We start from the raw sequence: 16,482 nt of genomic DNA on the forward strand, positions 1-16,482 counted from the left end.
CGGAAGCATCGATCCCTTGCCGTACGAGCTTTCAAAACCCGTAATGCGCGTTGCGTTTCAGGTCAGTCAGCCATGTAAAGCCTGCTTTGTCTTCAGCGCTTGGCGAACACGCCGTTCCACGCGAACACCGAGTTCGGCGCGTTCACGCGCATCGGCAGGGTTGCGGGGCTCGGTAGGGCTTCTTTCTTCTTCGGGGGCTCGTGCTCGACGCGCACGCCCTTGGCCAGCTGGTCTTCGACCAGGCTCTGCAGCGTGACGGAGCCCAGGAATTCCATGACATGGTGCTTGGCGGAGGCCCACAGCGCATCGGTCGAGTAGCAGCCCTTGCTGCTGCCGCCGACGTCTTCCTTGTTCGGCGAGGCTTCGGTGTCGGCCAGTGGCTGACCATCGACCGAAGCGAGGATGTCCGCCACGGTGATTTCGGACGCCCTGCGCGTCAGCGTGTAGCCGCCGCCCGGTCCGCGCGTTGCCTTGATCAGCGCATGCTGGCGCAGCTTGCTGAACAGCAGTTCGAGCGACGAGCGGGCAATGTGCTGTCGTCGGCTGATCGAGGCCAACGGTACGGGGCCGTCCCGTTCGCGCATGGCGACATCGATCATGGCCGTCAAGGCGAAGCCGCCCTTCGTCGTGAGACGCATGGAGTGTTCCTCGGTGTTGGGTTTTGCAAACAATGCGTGGTAGGTGTGCAAAAGACCGGGAAAAGTTTCCTTCGGGAGGTAAAGGCCTTTTTTGAAACAAATCGCAAAAGACCCGCCCATCGACGCTTGCGAGCCTGCAGGAAGGGCTTGGGGGGCTAGGACGACCGGCGATGAAGTTCCACGCCAGGAGCGTCGAGCGCCAGCTTCAGCACGTTGCCGTGCGTGGAGTTGGTGACGAACAAGGTCGACCTGCCAGCGCCACCGAAGGCGATGTTCGTCGTCGAGGCGCCGGTGGGCCCGCGCAGCACCATGACGGGTTCGGCGCGCGTGTTGAGCACCCAGACATAGCCCAGGCCGGGATTGGCCACCAGCAACCGACCCTGCGTGTCGACCGCAAGCCCGTCGGGGCCGCTGGGCCCGTAGGACGTGAAGAACTGGCTCACCTTGGCAACGCTCCCGTCGGCCAGCAACGGCACGCGCCAGACACAGTTGCCGCGCGTCACCGCGAGATAGAGCACCTTGCCGTCCGGCGAGAGGGCCACGCCATTCGGGCTGGGCACGTTGGACAGCAACAGGTCGAGCTGCCCGTCGGGCCTCAGGCGATACAGGCGGCCCGAAGGGTCGTGCAACCCGCTCTGGCCCTGGTCCGTGAAGTAGACGTTGCCCTGCGCATCGAGCACCAGGTCGTTCACGCCCTTGAAGCTCTCGGTGTTGCGCCGCTGAAGGTGCGGCGTGACGCGGCCGGTTCGTACATCCACCCGCATCAGGCCGTTCTTGTAGTCGGTGACGAGCAGGGTGTGTGCGTCGACGAACTTCATGCCGTTCGGCTCGCCGTCGTACTCGGCGACCAGCGTCCATTCGCCCGATGTGTCTATGCGGAATATCCGGCCGAAAGGGATGTCCGTGACGTAGAGGTTGCCGTCGTCGTCGAACACAGGGCCTTCGAGAAAGGAATCGGTCACCTGGCCGCCGCGGTTGGCATCGGCCCAGACACTGGGCTCCGGGCGGCGGAAGGACTCGGGCATGCTGGTGAAGGTCTGCAGGTCCAGCACCTGGGGCGCTTGCAATAGGTACAAGTCGGTCTCCTCTGCAATCAGGTCATCGCGAAGCCATAGAGCCTCGCGGGGTTGTCGACCAGGATACGGTCGCGCACGGCGGTGGCGCCATCGCACCATGCCGAGAGCACGTCGGCCAGGTCGGCATCGTTGACGGTGCCTGGAGTCTCCGTGGTGTGAGGCCAGTCGCTGCCCCAGACCAGCCGTTCCGGCGCTGCCCTGACCAGCGCACGGCCCAGTGCGTAGGCATCCTGGTAGGCGGGCGCCCCGTCGCGCGATCGCATGTAGACGCCCGACAGCTTCATCCACGTGTTGCCACCGTCGAGCAGCCGGCGCGCCACGGCAAACGCGGCGCCATCGACGCCGTCGGCCGGGTCGATGCGGGCCATGTGGTCTATCACCAGCGGCACCGGGAGTGCCGCCAATATCGGCGCGAGTTCCAACAGTTGTTCGGGCTGCAGGAAGACCTGGATGTGCCAACCCAGCCGGGCCACCTTTCGCGCCAGCGTCGTCAGCATCTGCGCCGTGGTGACGCCCCAGGACTGCGGCGTCACGAAGTTCACGCGCAAGCCGCAGACGCGATGCGCCGCCAGGCGGTCGAGCTCGTCGTCGGCTACGTCCTGGCCGACGACTGCGATGCCGCGCGCGCTCTCGCCCAGTTGCGCGAGTGCGTCGAGCGTGCAGGCGTTGTCCGTGCCGTAGGTCGAGGGATTGACGACCACCGTGCGCGAAGTTCCTAGCCGCTGCTGCAAAAGCCGATAGGCGGCCACCTCGGCCCGCGGCGGCTGGCGCTTCCAGTGCGGCGACGCGGCGAAGCGCGGGTCGAAGATGTGCATGTGGCTGTCGCAGGCATCGGCGGGCAGTGCAGTCGCAGGCCGGTTCGTCCCCACCGAATGGGGAACCGGCTGCGCGTCAGAGGTGTGGTCCATGGCTGTCTTCAGTCGAGCTTGATGTTGCCCTTGCGGATCACTTCCGCCCATTTCGCATCTTCCTTCTTCAGGAAGTCGGCGAACTCGGATGGCGTCGAGCCGACCGGCTGCACGCCAACGTCCACGAAGCGCCGCTTCACTTCGTCATTCTTCAGGACATCGACCACCGCCTTGTGGAGCTTGTCGGCAATGGGCGCCGGCGTGCCGGCCGGCAGGAGCAGGCCGTTCCACTCGTAGGCCTCGTAGCCGGGCGCTACGGTCTCGGCGATGGTCGGCACATCGGGCAGGCGCGCCGAGCGCTGCGGCGACGACACCGCCAGCGCGCGCAGCTTGCCGGAAGACACGAGCGGATACGACGCGGCGATGGTGCTGAACATGAAGTCGACCTGCCCGCCCATGACATCGGAGATGGCCGGGCCGCCGCTCTTGTAGCCGACATGCACCATGTCGAGCCCGAGCCGCTGGCGCAGCAGTTCCGCCGCAAGCCGCTGCACGGTGCCGCTTCCGCCCGATGCGAAGTTGAGCTTTCCGGGTTCGGCCTTCGCTTTGTCCGCGAGGTCCTTGATGCTCTTCACCGGCGACTCCGCGCGGACGATCACGATGTTGGGCGCCAGCGAGACGAGCGCCAGCGGCTGCAGGGCATTGCCCGCGTACGGCATCCGGGGAAAGAGATGCGGATTGATCGAGTAGGGCGTTGCGTCGTAGAGCACCGTGTAGCCGTCGGGCGCGGCCTTGGCCGCAAAGCTCGCACCGATGGTTCCGCTGGCGCCGGGCCTGTTGTCGACGATCACGCTGGTGCCCAGCTTCTCGCCCATGCGCACCGCCAGCACGCGCGCCAGCGCGTCCGCGGAGCCGCCCGGCGCATACGGCACGACGAGCGTGATGGGGCGGTCCGGAAAGGCGGCCTGGGCGGAAGCGGCAGCAGCGAAGAGGCACGCGGCGAGCATGCGTTGGATGGCTTTCATTCTGGTTTCCTGGGATGTGCGTTCATTCGGTCTTGAGATCGAACGTTCGGGCCAACTCGCCATAGAGCTTGACCTCGCGCGCCAGCTGCGCGCCGAAGGCATCGGCGCAGGTGTTCTGTGCTTCCATGCCGAGCGAACGCAGCTTCTCCTGCGTGGCCGGCGCTTGCGCAAACTCGGTGGCTGCGCGGCGCAGCACGGCCAGGACTTCCGGCGGCGTCTTTGCGGGTGCCAGCAGGCCGTACCAGGCGTCGGCCGTGTAGCCCTTGACGCCCACCTCCTCGAAAGTCGGTACGTCCGGCAGCAGTGCCGAGCGCTTCGGTGCCGCCACGGCCAGGGCCGTCAGCTTGCCCGACTGCACCTGGGCGAGCACCGAGCCCAGCGTAGCGAAAGAGCTGTCGACCTGGCCTCCCATGAGATCGGTCGTTGCCTGCGCCGCGCCCTTGTACGGGATGTGGTTCATCGACGTGCCTGTCAGCCGCGTGAATTGCGCGCTCGCGAAGTGCCCCGAGCTGCCCGAGCCCGGCGTGGCATAGGTGCGCTTGCCCGGCTCGGCCTTGACCGCCTGCAGGAACGCGCCGAACGACTTGACGGGCATCGACGGCCCCACGACCAGCACCGTCGGGCTCACGGCGAGCGAGCACACCGGGGCGAACGACCGCACGGCGTCGAACTTGACCCGCTGGCTGTAGAGCGCCGGGATCATCGTGTGATTCGTTGCGCCCAGCAGCAGCGTGTAGCCGTCGGCCGGCGCGGCAGCGACTGCCTCTGCCGCCAGGATCGTGTTGGCGCCGGGCTTGTTGTCCACGATGAAGGGCTGGCCCAGGGCGCGTGATGCGTGGTCGGCAAAGGCGCGCGCCACGACGTCGGTGGGGCCGCCTGCGGAAAAGCCGACGAGGATGCGCACCGGCTTGGCTGGCCAGGTCTGTGCATGTGCCGTTGCTACTGCCGCCAGCGTGGCCGACAGCCCGAGCACGGCCACCGCCCGGCGGGCGTTCTTGCCTCTGTTCATTTTTTTGTCTCCTTGTCCTGGTCCGGATGGTGCCGCCTTGCGGCTGCGCCTCAGACGCTCGTCGTCTGGCGGGCGAGCACCTGCAGCAGATTCTTCGCTGCGCCCACGCCCATGTTCACGTAGGCATCGCTGGTCACGCCGCCGATGTGCGGGCTCAGCACGATGTTCTTCTCGCCCTGGAACGGATGGCCGGGCGTCATCGGCTCGACCGCGAAGCTGTCCAGCCCGGCCATGGCCACCTGGCCCGAGCGGACCGCCGCCAGCAGCGCGGCCTCTTCGATCAGGCCGCCGCGTGCCGTGTTGATGACGATCACGCCGCGCTTGCATCGTGCCAGCGTCTCGGCGTCGAGCAGCCCGCGGTTGTCGTCCGTCAACGGGCAGTGCAGAGAGATGGCATCCGATTCGGCCCAGATGGTCGCCAGGTCCACGGCTTGTACGTACGCCGGAAGATTCTTGGCGTACGGATCGAACCCAAGCACGCGCATGCCGAGCGCATCGGCCATGCGCGCAAAGCGAAGCCCGATGGCACCGAGCCCGATGAGGCCGATGGTGCGGCCGCCGAGCTCGAGGCTCTTGTGCGTTGCCTTGTCCCAATGGCCGGCATGCATGCGCGCATCGAGCGCCACCACCGACTTGGCGCAGGCCAGGAGCAGCGCGAGCGCCTGCTCGGCCACCGCTGCTGCATTGGCGCCCACGGCCGCGACGACCTCGATGCCGCGTGCCTGTGCGGCCGCCTTGTCGATGGTGTCCGTGCCGCTGCCGTGCTTGGAGATCACCTTGAGCGCAGGGGCCGCGTCCATGACCGCCGGGCCCACCTTGCCGTAGCGGACGATGATGGCCACCGGGTCATGCGCGCGGCACAGGGCCACGAGGTCGTCTTCGGTCGGTGTCTTGCCCGCGTAGATGACTTCGTATCCCTCGAGGAGGTCGAGTGCCTGTGGCGCGAGGTCGGCGCCCGTCACCAGGATGGCTGTCACAGCGTCTCGCCCTCCTTCAGCACACCGGCCGTGCGCAGGGCTGCATCGAGCCACTTGGCGGCGGTGTCCCCGTCCTTGATGGCGGCGATGCGTGCGGCCTCGTCCTTCACCTTCTTCGCGGCGAGAGGCAGCAGCGATTCGATCTTCTCGCGCTCCACCACGACCACGCCGTCGCCGTCGCCGACGATGAAGTCGCCCGGATGCACCGTGACGCCGCCGATCGACACCGGATGCCCGATGCGCCCGCCGATGTTCTTGGTCGGCCCGTTCGGATTGGTGCCGACGGAAAAGACAGGGAAGTCCATCTCGTCGATCTCGTTGCTGTCGCGGCAGGCCCCGTCGATGACCACGCCGGCAATGCCGACCTGCTTGCAGGCGGTCATCATGATCGTGCCCATGAGCGCGGAGGTCTGGTCGCCCTTGCCGTCGATCACGAGCACGTCGCCGGGCTTCGCCATGGCAATGGCGGCATGGATCATCAGGTTGTCGCCGGGGCGAACTTCTACGGTGATCGCGGTGCCGGCCAGCTTCATGCGGGGACGCAACGCCTTGATGCGGCCGTCCACCGCGCCGCGGCGCCCGGCCACGTCGGCCAGGATGGCCGGCTGGAATTCGGCAGCCTGCGCCACGATGTGCGCGGGCACGCGCTCGAAGTTGCGGACGATGTCGGGGAGGGGCGATGACATGAGAGTGCTTTCAGAAGTGATGGGATGAAGAAGGGCGCTCAATCCAGCTTGATGCCCGAAACCTTGACGACGGCGCCCCAGCGAACACCGTCCGTGCGAATCAGCGATGCGAACTTCTCGGGCGGGCCGGACATCACCTCCGCGCCTTGCGCTGCGAGCTTCTTCTGCACCTCGGGCGTGGCGAGCGCCTTGTTGAAAGCTGCGTTGAGCTTGGTGACCGCATCCTTCGGCATGGCCGCGGGGCCCGCCACGCCGAACCATGTGACGGCCTCGAAATCCTTGTAGCCAGACTCGGCCATGGTGGGCACGTCGGGCAAGTCGCGGTTGCGTTGCAGAGAGGTCACGGCCAGCGCGCGCAACTGGCCGCTCTTGATCTGCGCGATCAGGGTCGGCACGGACGAGATGTACATCTGGATCTGGCCGCCGACCAGGTCGGTCAGGCCTTGCGATGCGCCCTTGTAGGGGACATGCGTGAACTGCACGCCCGCGGCCTTCTGGAACTGCTCGGTGGCGAGATGGGCCACCGTGCCGTTGCCCGAGCTTGCGTAGTTGAGTGCGGTGGGCTTGGCCTTTGCGGCGGCGACCACGTCCGCGAGCTTCTTGTAGGGCGACGCGGCCGAGACCACCAGCACCAGCGGTGCGGAGGCGACGAGGCCCACAGCTGCGAGGTCCTTCACCGGGTCGTAGGGCAGCTTGGCGTAGAGCGTCGGATTGATCGCGAGGTTGCTGGTCTGCCCCAGCACCAGCGTGTAGCCGTCGGGGTTGGCCTTGGCTGCCGCGTCGACGCCGATGTTGCCGCCGGAGCCGGGCTTGTTGTCGATGACGATGGTCCAGCCCTCCGAGGTCGCGACCTTGTTCGCCACCTCGCGGGCAATGATGTCCGTGCCGCCGCCCGGCGGGAACGGCACGACGAGGCGGATGGGGCGCGCCGGATAGCCTTGTGCCAGCGTCACGCCGCAAGAAAGTAGAAGGGCGAGGCCGATGGCCGCGCGGCGAGGAATGGAGCTGGGGCTCGAGGTGCGCATTTGTGTTGTCTCCGGAATCGTTCGATCTATCAGTGCCTGCGAGCGGTGGTGCTCCGAGGCATGAAGCGACTTTAGATTTGCGTTCCGCTCCATACAATGGTGGTCCACTGAACGGACCATGGACCACTGTGCGAAACAAGTTGCTGACGGCAAAGCGCTCGACCGAAGTCATCGAAGAGCCGCGTGAAGTGGACGAAGGCGCGACGGGCGGCGTGACCGCAGTCACCCGTGCCCTGCAGCTGCTCGATGCCTTCGGCATGCAGGACGAGCGCCTCTCGCTGGCCGAGCTGACCCGCCGCAGCCACATGCACAAGACAACCGCGCTGCGGCTGCTGCGCACGCTGGCGCTTGCCGGCTACGTGGTGCAGCGCGACGACGGCGAATGGCGATTGGGACCTGCGGCAGGCTGGCTCGGAGCCCGCTACCAAGCCAGCTTCGATGCCAACAATGTCGTGGAGCCGATGCTGCTTGCCCTGTCGCATGCAACGGGCGAGAGCGCAGCGTTCTATGTGCGCGAAGGAAATTCCAGGACTTGCCTGGCGCGCGTGGAAGGGCCGCAGCCCATCCGGCATCACGCGCGCATGGGCGCGATGCTGCCGCTGGAAAAGGGGTCACCGGGGCGGGTGATTCTTGCGTTCTCCGGCGAGCCCGGAAAGCTGTACGAAGACATCCGCAAGAAGGGCTATCACTTCTCCATCGGCGAGCGCGAGAAGAACGTGGCGACCGTGTCGGCACCGGTCTTCGGCCTGCGCTGGGCGCTGCTGGGGTCGGTGTGCATCTCGGGCCCCGCGGACCGGCTGCCCAAGGCAAAGCTGCTCGGCCACGCGAAGACGATCATGAAGGCCGCGAACGAACTCTCCTATGCACTGGCCGGCCGGCCCACCGCGCAGACTCCGGCGGTGGTCTCCACCTGGCATCCCTAGAAGGGACCGGTGGAGTCCGCGCTGAGCTCAGGCCGATGCGCGCAGCGTCTTGGCGGCCGCCACCATGTTGGTCAGCGCCGGCACCACTTCAGCCCACTGGCGCGTCTTCAGACCGCAGTCGGGGTTGACCCACAGGCGTTCGGCGGGAACGCGCTCGGCCGCCTTCTTCATCAGCTGCACGATGTGCTCCTGGCTCGGAATGTTCGGCGAGTGGATGTCGTACACGCCGGGGCCGATCTCGTTGGGGTACTTGAAGTTGTCGAAGGCATCGAGCAGCTCCATGTCCGAACGCGAGGTCTCGATGGTGATGACGTCGGCATCCATGTCGGCGATCGACGCGATGATGTCGTTGAACTCCGAGTAGCACATGTGCGTGTGGATCTGCGTCTCGTCGCGCACGCCGTTGGCCGTGATGCGGAAAGATTCGACAGCCCAGTCGAGGTACTCCTGCCACTGCGACTTGCGCAGCGGAAGGCCTTCGCGCAGCGCCGCCTCGTCGATCTGGATCACGCGCACGCCGGCTTTCTCCAGGTCGAGCACCTCTTCGCGTATGGCCAGCGCAAGCTGGTGGCACGACACTGAGCGCGGCTGGTCGTCACGGACGAAAGACCAGTTCAGGATGGTGACCGGACCGGTCAGCATGCCCTTCATCGGCTTTTGCGTGAGTGACTGCGCGTACTTGATCCACTCCACGGTCATCGCCTTCGGACGACTGATGTCGCCGAACAAGATCGGCGGCTTCACGCAGCGCGAACCGTACGACTGCACCCAGCCGAACTGGCTGAAGGCGTAGCCGTCGAGTTGCTCGCCGAAGTACTCGACCATGTCGTTGCGTTCGGCTTCGCCGTGCACCAGCACGTCCAGGCCCAGGACTTCCTGTTCCTTCACGCTGCGGCCGATTTCGGCCTGCATCGCGGCCTTGTAGCCTGCTGCATCGAGGCGACCCGCCTTGAACTCACTGCGCGCATGGCGGATTTCCGCAGTCTGCGGGAATGAGCCGATGGTGGTGGTCGGGTAGGCCGGCAGCTTCAGCAGGGCGGCTTGCTTGGGCGCGCGCTGGGCGTAGACGCTCTTGCGCTGGCCCAAGGCCGCGTTCAGCCTGGCGATGGCGGCCTTGACGCCGGGGTTGTTCACGCGCGGCGAGTTGCGGCGGGCGGAAATGGCGGCCTGATTGGCTGCCAGCTCATCCTTCACGGCATCGCGGCCGTGGCGCAGGGCGGTGGCCAGCACTCTCAGCTCCTCGAGCTTCTGGAGTGCGTAGGCGAGCCACCACTTGACCTCGGCATCGAGCTTCTGCTCGCTGGCCAGATCCACCGGCACGTGCAGCAGCGAGCACGACGGTGCGATCCAGAGGCGCTCGCCCAGTCGCTGCGCCAGCGGCTCGAGCCATTCGAGGATGGCGGCCAGGTCGCTCTTCCAGATGTTGCGGCCGTTGATGACCCCGAGCGACAGCACCTTGTGCGCGGGCAGCATGCTCAGCAGAGGCACCACGTCGTCGCGACCCTTGATGGCGTCGACGTGCAGGCCCGCCACCGGAAGATTGGCGGCCAGGTACTTGTTCTCCAGCAGCTGGCCGAAATAGGTCGCGAGCAGGATCTTGACCTTGGCGGCCTTGAGATGGTGGTAGGCCGTGTTGAAGGCATGCTGCCAGTCGGCGTCCAGCTCGGTGACGAGCAAAGGCTCGTCGATCTGCACCCACTCGACGCCCTGGGCCGCCAGCGCGTCGAGCAGTTCCGCGTACACCGGCAGCAGGCGCGGCAGCAGCGCGAGCTTGTCTGAGTCGTCCTTGGCCTTTCCGATGGACAGGTACGTCACGGGGCCGACCAGCACGGGCTTGGCCTTCACGCCCTGCGCCTTGGCTTCGGCGAGCTGCTCCAGGATGCGCGATGCGTCGAGCTTGAACTCGGTTGCCGACGTGAACTCGGGGACGATGTAGTGGTAGTTGGTGTCGAACCACTTCGTCATCTCGCCTGCGGCAACGCCGCCGCAGCAGCCCGCGTGGTCTTCGGCGGACTGCGCCGAGCGGCCGCGCGCCACGCGGAAGTAGTTGTCCAGGGTGTCGCCGTGAAAGCCGCGCACGCGCTCGGGCAGGTTGCCGAGCGTGAAGCTCATGTCCAGCACCTGGTCGTAGAACGCGAAATCGCCCACCGGCACCAGGTCGATTCCGGCCTGGTCTTGCCAGTGGCGTTGGCGCAGCTCGGCGCCGAGGGCCTTGAGCGCGTCGCGCGAGGACTCTCCCTTCCAGTACGACTCGAGCGCGAACTTGAGTTCGCGCCTGGCGCCGATGCGGGGAAAGCCAAGGTTGTGGGTGGTGGTCATGGGTATCGGAGCGTCCGGGCAGTCAGAGAAAGAGTGGATCCTAGGTTTGAGGACTCTTGAAGTAAAATGGTCTTATTTCACGTATCCATGAATACTGCTCATTAGTCATGTTGGAGCGCACGCATCTGGCCATCGTCCAGGAAGTGGACAAGCAAGGCTCGCTCACGGCCGCTGCCGAGGTGCTGCACCTGACGCAGTCGGCCTTGAGCCATTCCATCCGCAAGCTCGAGATCCAGCTCGGAACGGAGATCTGGCAGCGCGAAGGGCGCAGCCTGCGGCTGACCCAGGCGGGCCAGTACCTGCTGGCGGTAGCGAACCGGGTGCTGCCGCAGCTCACGCTGGCGGAGGAACGCCTGCGCCAGTTCGCCCAGGGCGAACGCGGGTCGCTGCGCATCGGCATGGAATGCCATCCCTGCTACCAGTGGCTGCTGAAGGTGGTGTCGCCGTACCTGGCGTCATGGCCCGACGTGGACGTCGACGTGAAGCAGAAATTCCAGTTCGGCGGCATCGGCGCGCTCTTCGGCTACGAGATCGACCTGCTGGTGACCCCCGATCCGCTCTACAAGCCAGGCCTGCACTACGAGCCTGTGTTCGACTACGAACAGGTGCTCGCGGTCGCGCGCGGCCACCGCCTGGCGAACGTGCCCTACGTGAAACCCGCGCAACTGACCGAGGAGGTTCTCGTCACCTACCCGGTTGCGACGGACCGGCTGGACATCTACAACATGTTCCTGATGCCCGCGGGCGTGACGCCCAAGCGCCACAAGGCCATCGAGACAACGGACATCATGTTGCAGATGGTGGCGAGCGGCCGTGGCGTGGCCGCGCTGCCTCGCTGGCTGGTGGAGGAGTACGCGGAGAAGATGGAAATCGTGCCGGTCCGGCTGGGCTCGCGCGGCATCGCCAAGCAGATCTTTCTTGGCGCGCGGGAAGCGGACACCGACGTCGATTACCTGAAGGCCTTTGTCGAGCTGGCGCGTCAGGTGTAGCGCCTTTCCAGCGCGTCCCATTCCGGCTTGTCGATCAGAAACTGTCGCCAGGCACGCGCACCCAGCCTTCCATCAACACGCGGGCGCTCCGGCTCATCAGGGCCTTGGTCACCACCCATTCGCCATCGACCTTGCGGGCCTCGGCGCCGACGCGCAGCGTGCCCGATGGGTGGCCGAAGCGCACTGCCTGGCGCTCGCCACCGCCGGCCGCGAGGTTCACCAGCGTGCCGGGGATCGCCGCTGCGGTGCCGATGGCGACCGCGGCCGTGCCCATCATGGCGTGGTGCAGCTTGCCCATCGACAGCGCACGCACGAGCAGGTCCACGTCCGCCGCCTTCACTGCCTTGCCGCTGGAGGCCGTGTAGTCCCTGGGTGCTGCGACGAAGGCCACCTTGGGCGTGTGCTGGCGCTTGGCGGCTTCACCGATGTCCTTGATGAGGCCCATCTTCACCGCGCCATGCGCGCGGATCGTCTCGAACATTGCCAGCGCCTTCGTATCGCTGTTGATCGCGTCCTGCAACTCGGTGCCGGTGTAGCCGATGTCGCCAGCGTTGACGAAGATGGTTGGAATGCCCGCGTTGATCAGGGTGGCGCGCAAAGTGCCCACGCCGGGCACTTCGAGCTCCTCGACCACCCTGCCGGTCGGGAACACCGCGCTGCCGCCTTCGCCGTCGCCCTCGTCGGCCGGGTCGATGAATTCCAGCGGCACCTCGGCGGCCGGAAAGGTCACGCCGTCGAGTTCGAAGTCGCCGGTTTCCTGCACTTCGCCTCGGGCGATCGGCACGTGGGCGACGATGGTCTTGCCGATGTTGGCCTGCCAGATGCGCACGGTGCACATGCCGTTCTGCGGCACGCGCGCCCGGTCGATCAGGCCCTGCGCAATTGCGAACGGCCCGACCGCCGCCGACAGGTTGCCGCAGTTGCCCGACCAGTCGACGAAGGCGCTGTCGATGGAGACCTGGCCGAACAGGTAGTCGACGTCGTGGTCCGGCCGCGTGGAGCGCGACAGGATCACGGTCTTCGATGTGGAGGAGGTGGCCGCACCCATGCCGTCGATCTGCTTGGCGTAGGGGTCGGGGCTGCCGATCACGCGCAGCAGCAGCGCGTCGCGCGCCGGCCCGGGCTGCCGCGCCGCCGCGGGCAGGTCTTGCAGGCGAAAGAACACGCCCTTGCTGGTGCCGCCGCGCATATAGACGGCGGGAATCTTGATTTGGGGAGCGGATGCCATGGCAAATGGAGTGGTGGTTGTCTTCAGGCTGCCGACTTGTTCTCGGCCAGGAAGTCTTGTGCAAAGCGCTGCAGCACGCCGCCTGCGTCGTAGATCGACACTTCCTCGGCCGTGTCCAGCCGGCAGGTCACCGGAACCTGCAGCGTGTCGCCGCCCATGCGGTGGACGACCAGCGTGAGGTCGGCGCGCGGTGCGGGCTTGCCGATCACGTCGTAGGTTTCGGTGCCGTCCAGGCCCAGCGTGAGTCGCGTGGTGCCGGGCTTGAACTCCAGCGGCAGCACGCCCATGCCGAGCAGGTTGGTGCGGTGGATGCGTTCGAAGCCTTCGGCCACGACGGTCTCCACACCGGCCAGGCGTACGCCCTTGGCGGCCCAGTCGCGCGACGAGCCCTGGCCGTAGTCGGCGCCGGCCACGATGATCAATGGCTGCCTGCGGTTCAGGTACGTCTCTATCGCCTCCCACATGCGCACGACCTTGCCTTCAGGCTCGATGCGCGCGAGCGACCCTTTCTTCTGCACGCCGTCGACCACCGCCATCTCGTTGACGAGCTGCGGGTTGGCGAAGGTGGCGCGCATGGCCGTGAGGTGGTCGCCGCGGTGCGTGGCGTAGGAGTTGAAGTCTTCTTCCGGAAGACCCATCTTCGCCAGGTACTCGCCGGCAGCGCTGTCCAGCAGGATCGCGTTGGACGGTGACAGATGGTCGGTTGTGATGTTGTCCGGCAGCAGCGCCAGCGGCCGCATGCCGCGCAGCGTGCGCGGATTGGCCGCGAGCGCGCCCACGCCCTCGCTGTCCCAGTAGGGCGGCCGGCGAATGTAGGTGGACTGCGGCCGCCAGTCGTACTGCGGGCTCACCTTCTCGCCGTTGTCCGCGTGGATCGCGAACATGGGCTCGTACACCTTGCGGAACATCTCGGGCCTGACGGAGGCCGCGACGATGGCGTCGATTTCCTCGTCGCTCGGCCAGAGGTCCTGCAGGCGTATCTCCTTGCCGTCGACGACTTCCAGCACGTCGCGCTCGATGTCGAATCGCATGGTGCCCGCTATCGCGTAGGCCACGACCAGCGGCGGCGACGCGAGAAAGGCCTGCTTCGCGTACGGATGGATGCGGCCGTCGAAGTTGCGGTTGCCCGAGAGCACCGCGGTGGCGTACAGGTCGCGCTCGATGATCTCCTGCTGGATCTTCGGGTCCAGCGCACCCGACATGCCGTTGCAGGTGGTGCAGGCAAAGGCGACGATGCCGAAGCCGAGCTGCTCCAGCTCGTGCAGCAGGCCGGCGTCGCGCAGGTAGAGCTCCACGGCCTTGGAGCCCGGAGCCAGCGATGACTTGACCCAAGGCTTGCGCTTGAGGCCCAGGCGGTTGGCATTGCGCGCCAGCAGCGCGGCGGCGATCACGTTGCGCGGGTTCGAAGTGTTGGTGCACGACGTGATGGCCGCGATGATCACGGCGCCGTCGGGCATCAGGCCCGCTGCTTCCTGCCGCCTGGCCTCTGCAAGACCGACGGCGATGTTGCGCTCGGCCAGCTGCGAGGTGGGCAGTCGGCGGTGCGGGTTGGAAGGGCCGGCCATGTTGCGCACCACGCTCGACAGGTCGAACTTCAGCGCGCGCTCGTAGCTGGCGGTCTCCAGCGCATCGCCCCAGAAGCCGGCTGTCTTCGCATACGTTTCGACCAGCGCGACCTGTGCGTCTTCGCGGCCGGTAAGCCGCAAGTAGGTGAGTGTCTGGTCGTCGATGTAGAAGAGCGCGGCCGTGGCGCCGTACTCGGGGCACATGTTGGAGATGGTCGCGCGGTCGCCGATGGTCAGGCCGTGCGTGCCTTCGCCGAAGAACTCCAGGTACGCACCGACCACTTTTTCCTTGCGCAGGAACTCGGTGAGCGCCAGCACGATGTCGGTGGCGGTGATGCCCGGCTGGCGTCGGCCGGTCAGCTCCACGCCGACGATGTCGGGCAGGCGCATCCACGAGGCGCGGCCCAGCATCACGTTCTCGGCCTCCAGGCCGCCGACGCCCACCGCGATCACGCCCAGCGCATCGACGTGCGGTGTGTGGCTGTCGGTGCCCACGCAGGTGTCCGGAAAGGCCAGGCCGTCCTGCACGTAGACCACCGGCGACATCTTCTCCAGATTGATCTGATGCATGATGCCGTTGCCCGCCGGAATCACTTCCATGTTGGCGAAGGCGCGCTTCGTCCAGTCGATGAAATGGAAGCGGTCCTCGTTGCGGCGGTCTTCGATCTGCCGGTTCTTCTCGAAGGCATGCGGATCGAATCCGCCGCACTCCACGGCCAGCGAATGGTCGACGATCAGCTGCACCGGCACCACCGGGTTCACCTGCGCGGGGTCGCCACCCTCGGCCGCTATCGCGTCGCGCAAACCCGCCAGATCCACCAGCGCCGTCTGGCCCAGGATGTCGTGGCACACCACGCGCACGGGAAACCACGGAAAGTCACGATCGCGCCGGCGCTCGATGAGCTGCATCAGGCATTCATCGAGGATAGACGGGTCGCAGCGGCGCACCAGGTTCTCGGCATGCACGCGCGCGGTGTAGGGCAGGGTGTCCCAGGCGCCGGGGCGCAGTGCATCGACCGCGGCGCGGGCGTCGATGTAGTCCAGCGTGGTGCCGGGGAGTTGTTTTCTGTGTCGTGAATTCATCGTGGCAAATCGGGAAGCGGCTTACTCGGAGCGGATGTCGTTGTCTTTCACGACCTTGGCGTAGCGCGGAATTTCGGCGCGAATCAGCGCGCCGAACTGTTCCGCCGTGCCGCCTGCAGCAGACACACCGGTGGGCTCCAGCTTGGCGTTGAGTTCGGGCGCCTTGAGGCCGGCGTCGAGCGCGCCGTTGAGCTTCGCGAGCACGGCGGGCGGCACGCCCTTGGGCGCGATCAGCCCGTGCCATGCCACCACGTCGTACTCGGGCAGTCCGCCGGCCTCGGCGATCGAGGGAATGTTGGGGTAGGCCTGCAGGCGCTGCGCAGTGGTCACCGCGAACGCACGCAGCCGGCCCGACTGCACGTGCGGCATCAAGGCCTCGGTGCCCGCGACCAGCATGTCCACGTTGCCTGCCACCAGGTCCGTAACGGCCGGCCCCGTGCCCCGGTACGGCACGTGCGTGGCCTTGACCTTGGCCATGCCGAACATGTACTCGGTCACGATGTGCAGGTGGCTGCCGTTGCCCGCCGAAGCGAAGGTCAGCTTGCCCGGGTTCTGACGCCCGTAGTCGAGCAGCTCCTTCAGGTTCTTCGCCGGCACCTTGGCCGGGTTGACGCACAGCACGTATGCACCCTTCGACAACTGGATCACCGGCGTCATGTCGGCGACCGGGTCGAAGCGCAGCTTGTACAGGGACGGGTTGACGGTGTAGCTGCCGGCAATCAGCAGCAGCGTGTAGCCGTCGCCGGGCGTGTGCAATGCGTACTCGGTGCCGAGCGTGCCGCCGGCGCCAGGCCGGTTGTCCACCACCACGGCCTGGCCCAGCCGCTGGCTGAGCACGTTCGACGCAACGCGCGCGATGAAGTCGGAGCCCCCGCCGGGTGCGAAGGGGCAGACGATCTTGAGCGGCTTGGCCGGAAAGGCATCCTGGGCCCAGCCGGTGCGGGCGACAGGCAATGCCAGCCCGGCCAGGGCTGCTGATGAAAAGGCGCGGCGATTCAGGGTCATGCTGTTGTCTCCAGTGTTGTTGTGCATGCCTCCCGCGACGGCGTGCCATCGCGGTGGCAGGCGCTAGTTTGCGCCCGTATGGCAAA

Annotated in this window: 14 protein-coding genes; 2 read left to right on the forward strand and 12 right to left on the reverse strand. The window is 66.7% G+C overall.

Annotated features, from left to right (window positions below; all coding sequences use genetic code 11):
- Window positions 1-92: 92 nt before the first annotated feature.
- From BLV60_RS29090 to BLV60_RS29125, 8 genes are all read right to left on the reverse strand, one after another.
- A complete protein-coding gene (locus BLV60_RS29090; RefSeq protein WP_093058819.1) occupies window positions 93-638 on the reverse strand; it encodes an Rrf2 family transcriptional regulator in 546 nt (181 codons plus the stop codon).
- Between the two features lie 155 nt (window positions 639-793).
- A complete protein-coding gene (locus BLV60_RS29095) occupies window positions 794-1,714 on the reverse strand; it encodes an SMP-30/gluconolactonase/LRE family protein (protein WP_093058781.1) in 921 nt (306 codons plus the stop codon).
- A 17-nt stretch (window positions 1,715-1,731) separates the two neighbouring features.
- On the reverse strand, window positions 1,732-2,622 hold the full coding sequence (locus tag BLV60_RS29100) for an amidohydrolase family protein (RefSeq protein WP_093058782.1): 891 nt from the start codon (window positions 2,620-2,622) through the stop codon (window positions 1,732-1,734).
- Between the two features lie 8 nt (window positions 2,623-2,630).
- Window positions 2,631-3,587 (reverse strand): tripartite tricarboxylate transporter substrate binding protein, encoded by a 957-nt coding sequence (locus tag BLV60_RS29105; protein WP_093058783.1) that lies wholly within the window; start codon window positions 3,585-3,587, stop codon window positions 2,631-2,633.
- Between the two features lie 22 nt (window positions 3,588-3,609).
- On the reverse strand, window positions 3,610-4,596 hold the full coding sequence (locus BLV60_RS29110; protein ID WP_093058784.1) for a Bug family tripartite tricarboxylate transporter substrate binding protein: 987 nt from the start codon (window positions 4,594-4,596) through the stop codon (window positions 3,610-3,612).
- A 50-nt stretch (window positions 4,597-4,646) separates the two neighbouring features.
- Window positions 4,647-5,573 (reverse strand): NAD(P)-dependent oxidoreductase, encoded by a 927-nt coding sequence (locus BLV60_RS29115; RefSeq protein ID WP_093058785.1) that lies wholly within the window; start codon window positions 5,571-5,573, stop codon window positions 4,647-4,649.
- Window positions 5,570-6,259, reverse strand: a complete 690-nt coding sequence (locus BLV60_RS29120; protein ID WP_093058786.1) for an RraA family protein — start codon at window positions 6,257-6,259, stop codon at window positions 5,570-5,572. The genes BLV60_RS29115 and BLV60_RS29120 overlap by 4 nt, the downstream gene beginning before the upstream one ends.
- A 38-nt stretch (window positions 6,260-6,297) precedes the next feature.
- Entirely contained in the window at window positions 6,298-7,284 is a 987-nt protein-coding gene (locus BLV60_RS29125) for a Bug family tripartite tricarboxylate transporter substrate binding protein (RefSeq protein ID WP_093058787.1), read from the reverse strand.
- Between the two features lie 170 nt (window positions 7,285-7,454).
- Here BLV60_RS29125 and BLV60_RS29130 point away from each other — a divergent pair, with 170 nt between their 5' ends.
- Window positions 7,455-8,207: an IclR family transcriptional regulator gene (locus BLV60_RS29130; protein ID WP_093058820.1), complete on the forward strand. Its 753-nt coding sequence runs from the start codon at window positions 7,455-7,457 to the stop codon at window positions 8,205-8,207.
- Window positions 8,208-8,234: 27 nt separating this feature from the next.
- On the opposite strand, the gene metE is transcribed toward BLV60_RS29130, so the two are convergent.
- Window positions 8,235-10,526: a 5-methyltetrahydropteroyltriglutamate--homocysteine S-methyltransferase gene (gene metE, locus BLV60_RS29135; RefSeq protein WP_093058788.1), complete on the reverse strand. Its 2,292-nt coding sequence runs from the start codon at window positions 10,524-10,526 to the stop codon at window positions 8,235-8,237.
- Between the two features lie 107 nt (window positions 10,527-10,633).
- Here metE and BLV60_RS29140 point away from each other — a divergent pair, with 107 nt between their 5' ends.
- Entirely contained in the window at window positions 10,634-11,515 is an 882-nt protein-coding gene (locus BLV60_RS29140; protein WP_093058789.1) for a LysR family transcriptional regulator, read from the forward strand.
- Between the two features lie 34 nt (window positions 11,516-11,549).
- Here BLV60_RS29140 and prpF read toward each other — a convergent pair whose 3' ends face one another.
- From prpF to BLV60_RS29155, 3 genes are read right to left on the reverse strand one after another with little or no spacing between them, the layout of a single operon-like run.
- Window positions 11,550-12,743: a 2-methylaconitate cis-trans isomerase PrpF gene (gene prpF / locus BLV60_RS29145; protein WP_093058790.1), complete on the reverse strand. Its 1,194-nt coding sequence runs from the start codon at window positions 12,741-12,743 to the stop codon at window positions 11,550-11,552.
- A gap of 23 nt (window positions 12,744-12,766) precedes the next feature.
- Window positions 12,767-15,391 (reverse strand): Fe/S-dependent 2-methylisocitrate dehydratase AcnD, encoded by a 2,625-nt coding sequence (gene acnD / locus BLV60_RS29150; protein ID WP_093058791.1) that lies wholly within the window; start codon window positions 15,389-15,391, stop codon window positions 12,767-12,769.
- Between the two features lie 21 nt (window positions 15,392-15,412).
- Complete coding sequence (locus BLV60_RS29155; RefSeq protein ID WP_093058821.1) at window positions 15,413-16,396, reverse strand: tripartite tricarboxylate transporter substrate binding protein; 984 nt, start codon at window positions 16,394-16,396, stop codon at window positions 15,413-15,415.
- Window positions 16,397-16,482: the final 86 nt, after the last annotated feature.

The organism is Variovorax sp. YR634, assembly GCF_900106655.1.
GTDB lineage: Bacteria > Pseudomonadota > Gammaproteobacteria > Burkholderiales > Burkholderiaceae_C > Variovorax.